Genomic DNA, 4,177 nt, shown 5'->3' with positions numbered 1-4,177 from the left:
AAATGTCACACCAATAAAACAACTACTAAAACCTTAAAACAAAATATAAAAGATATAAACAAACGTAATAGTAATGAAAATAGCAATATTTCAGAAGAAAACATTAAAGACGCTAATTTCGTAGCACATTGGGTACCAGAACGTTTTGTTTCTTTAGTTAGCTCTTTTTACAGTGAATCTAAAACAATTCAAGAACTGTGGAAGGTCGTAAGACAGTGTAATACAGTTACAAACTTCTCTACAGGTGATAAAGCGTTTACTAAAGACCAGGAGCTTACTATTGGATTAAAAGCTATTAAAGAGTTTATTATGAAAATTAAATCTGGAGTAAACATGAAGAAAGGTACATTCGCTTATTTCAACGGCATTGTAAATAACGTAATGGATAAGCTTTATTTTGATCATACTTTCATGACAATTTAACATGAACTCTAACTCCGTATAACTAGATATTGTAACCTTCCGATACGTACAAGCATACATTGCAATATCTACAAAAAGGAAGTGATTACAATTAAAAAGTTTATTGCTATTACACTATCACTTGGATTATCTATTTTTCCAATGTTTCATTCGCTACATGTTCAAGCGGCTACTAACCCCTCTGTCAACGATTCTATTATACAATCCCTTGAGCAAAATTCTAATTATCAACAAAACGAAGTTCTCATTAAGTTTAAAAAAATCGATAATCCCGAAAACCTCAAGCAATTACAAAAGCAATTTTCATTTGAGGTACAAAATACTTTTCCGCTGACTCAAATACAATTAGTCAAATTTCATACAGACATTAACATGAAAGAACTCATACAAAAACTCAACAAAATTCCTAATATCGAATACGCTGAACCAAATTACATCGTATATCCTGCTGCCAATTCTAATGATAGTTATTATAACTCTTTGTGGGGATTAAAAAATATTGGTCAAAACATCCAAGGTAGCGTGGGGTCACCTAATATCGACATTAATGTGGAAGACGCTTGGACTAAAACAGAAGGATCCTCAAATATAACTATTGGTATTATCGACACAGGAATTGATATCAATCATCCTGATTTAAAAAATAACATTTGGAAAAATCCAGATGAAATACCTGGTGATGGCATTGATAATGATAAAAATGGTTATATTGATGACATCTACGGCTGGGATTTTGTAAATAATAATAATAGTGTGTATGACGGAACAGGAGATTCACACGGTACACATGTTGCTGGCACAATCGCAGCTGCAAAAAATAATACCCTTGGTGTTGCGGGTGTCGCACCACAAGTTAAAGTAATGTCACTAAAATTCTTAGGTACCAATGGCGGGACTATTTCAAATGCTATTAAAGCCATTGAATATGCTAAAAATAAGGGTGTTAAAATCACCAATAACTCTTGGGGCGGCGGCGGATTTAGTCAAGCTCTCTACGATGCCATTCAACAATCCAACTCACTCTTTATCGCTGCTGCTGGAAATAATGGAAACAATGCAGATCAAACACCTATGTATCCTGCCGCATACAACCTTTCCAACATTCTCTCTGTCGCTTCCATTACCAACAAAGGCTCTTTATCTTCCTTTTCAAATTATGGAAAAACTTCTGTAGATGTAGCAGCACCAGGCACTGATATATTAAGCACACTTCCAAATAACTCCTATGGATTTTATTCTGGCACTTCCATGGCAACTCCTCATGCGTCTGGTGTAGCAGCGTTAATCCAATCTGCCTACCCTTCTTATAGTCCTGTCGAAATTAAAAACAAAATTATGAATAATACTTCGCCCCTCTCAACATTAACAAACAAGGTCTTAACAGGCGGTTTAATTAATGCCGGGAAAGCGCTTGAAACATACCAATCTACCCCCTTTGAAACCGAACCTAATAATGACATCGCCAGTGCGAATTCTCTTCCATTCAATATGACTCTTAAGGGTTCCTTAAGTCAAAATGATACAAAAGATATATTTAAACTAAACGTTTCTTCCAAAAAAGACCTTTCAATTTCTGTACAAAACAAAAACAAGATTGGATTAAGCTGGATTCTTGTTCGCGCTTCTTCTCCCTCCGTATATGTATCCTATCCATCTACTATTAATGACACTATCCTTGCCAATACCTACACCGCTGAACAAGGAACGTATTATCTCATTATTTATAATTATGATTCTCAACCTGGACAATATGAAGTTCTAATTAAATAAGTACTCCCAATTATCACAAAAACACTAAAGGGAATATAGATAGAATTGACTTCTAGATGAGATTAGAAAACATTTACAATCCCCTCTTTAAATTGGTATGATTTACTTAATTTAAGGGGGCGATTGTATGAAGGTTGTTCGATCAATATTTAGTGGATTTCGTTTGTTAAGTAAAATCATTAACCCTATATTAAAGGCATTATCTAAAAGTAAATTCTAATTACATAGAAATAAAAAAGCCGCCCACATGATATGATCCCCCTATAGTAGACAGAAAAAATAAAGCTTTATATCCAGTCTACTATAAGGGGGCTTTTTTATAGTTATTTCAACCTAAATATAAACATGCACTTACACTAATTTTTATTAAGTGTCATATCTGAAATTTGGTTACATATACTAAAAATGCATATTTATTTCCTTGTTCATATAGATTTTGTCAACCGCAAAACAGCGTACTCCCTGGTCAAGAGTGCGCTGGTTTGTCTTTATTTAATTTCTACATAAGTAGGACTGGCTGTAATGTAGAAGATGTTACCTTTTGAGTTTTTCACTTTATATTGCGGAGAACCATTTACATCTATTTTATCAATGATAGTAAATCCTAAGCCTACACCTACAGTACCAGCAACATCAGAATCGCCCCAAGAAGGTCTAGAATAGAATCGTAGGCCATTTACCTTAGAAACAACTCGTTTGTTTACTACTGAAGTTGCGGATGATTGTCCATCTGCTTCGAAACGTAACCATTCTATATTTTCATAAACCCACTGATCGCCACCTAAATTAAGCCATCCGCCAGAACGTCCCCATACTAGGTAATTTTCAGGTGCATTTAGCTTTCTAATTGAATCGTATTGAGTACCTGGTCCTTTTCGTAAGTTTACGTTTTTACCAGTAATATAAACAATACCTGTCCCACTTGTGATTGGCGGTTGTGGAATCTGTGGTGTTTCCGGAACTTGAACTGTTTCACCATCAACTAATTGTTGTTTAAACCACTGCATACGCCCTTCATTAATCATTCTATGAGGACAGTACTTCCGCTTCTTTCTTGATGTGTTTTAACTTTCGAAATTGGGATATTGAACATGGCCATTAACTGACGGATCACTTGAATTGCATTCAATTCAGCCTGTCGGTATCTTTCTCCACCTGACATAGAATAACAAATCTCTACGCCGATACTATGACGGTTACCTTGTCCATTACCATCACCTGCATGCCAAGCATTTCTATTAAACGGAATTAATTGAATTGCTTCTTTGTCATCTACTACAACATGGAACGAAGTACCTGTACTATTGTTAGCGACATTATTACGTTCGTTTAATGCTGTAGCATCATTGTAAGTATTGTGGAATGTAATTTCCGTTGGAATCATTGGATTTGGGCATAAAACTGAATAACGACTTTCTGGTACTAACATTTTTTTGATTTCCATTATTGAACATCTCCTTTTTTATTATCATATTCAGAGTTTGTTTTTTTGGTTCTTATTACCAAAAATATCGATAGTATTTGTCAAAGCTTCTGGCAACGGGATCCCCATGCGACCAGCATTTTCTAAAAGCGAAAGCAATTCATTTCCGATAAAGAAAAAGATTGTAGCTTCACGAATAGCACTATTTGTCCCTATGGCCGCATCAGCTTGAGTAGCTGCCCCGACCAAAAGAAAAAGCACCACCTTTTTGGCAATGCCTTTGAAACCAACTTTACTTTTTAATTCTCCGTTATAACCGGCTGCAATCATGCCAGTTAAATAATCAATAACTGCCATCGTCACTAAGATTTTCAATGTTGCATCCCATCCTCCCAAGAAATACCCACAGAAGCCACCGAAAGTGGCAATAAAGGTTTTTAATAACACATCAATACGATCCATCTTTTCCTCTCCTTTTTTAGATAATAAAAAAACCTACTAATTATTTTCAAGATAAAAATTAATAAAAAATATATTTTTTTCACATGGATATCACCCCAA

Annotated in this window: 2 protein-coding genes and 2 pseudogenes; 2 read left to right on the top strand and 2 right to left on the bottom strand. The window is 35.0% G+C overall.

Features of this window, described 5'->3' with window-relative positions; all coding sequences use genetic code 11:
- A pseudogene (locus PDL00_RS34560) lies at positions 1–423 on the top strand (helix-turn-helix domain-containing protein); the annotation flags it as partial.
- An 81-nt stretch (positions 424–504) separates the two neighbouring features.
- A complete protein-coding gene (locus PDL00_RS34555) occupies positions 505–2,193 on the top strand; it encodes a S8 family peptidase (RefSeq protein WP_270733834.1) in 1,689 nt (562 codons plus the stop codon).
- A 488-nt stretch (positions 2,194–2,681) separates the two neighbouring features.
- Here PDL00_RS34555 and PDL00_RS34550 read toward each other — a convergent pair.
- Together PDL00_RS34550 and PDL00_RS34545 are read right to left on the bottom strand one after the other, a co-directional pair.
- A pseudogene (locus tag PDL00_RS34550) lies at positions 2,682–3,637 on the bottom strand (N-acetylmuramoyl-L-alanine amidase).
- A gap of 30 nt (positions 3,638–3,667) precedes the next feature.
- Positions 3,668–4,078, bottom strand: coding sequence for a phage holin family protein (locus PDL00_RS34545; protein WP_134207704.1), 411 nt, complete (start codon positions 4,076–4,078; stop codon positions 3,668–3,670).
- Positions 4,079–4,177 lie beyond the last annotated feature (99 nt).

The organism is Bacillus cereus group sp. TH152-1LC, assembly GCF_027710505.1.
In the GTDB taxonomy this organism is placed as follows: domain Bacteria; phylum Bacillota; class Bacilli; order Bacillales; family Bacillaceae_G; genus Bacillus_A; species Bacillus_A mobilis.
The sequence above is the reverse complement of the archived record's forward strand: the minus strand, read 5'-3'. Positions and strand labels throughout refer to the sequence as shown.

What these genes read in the sequence shown, in the direction of transcription:
- PDL00_RS34545 (WP_134207704.1), bottom strand. Translation starts at nt 4,078, where the DNA reads ATGGATCGTATTGATGTGTTATTAAAAACCTTTATTGCCACTTTCGGT.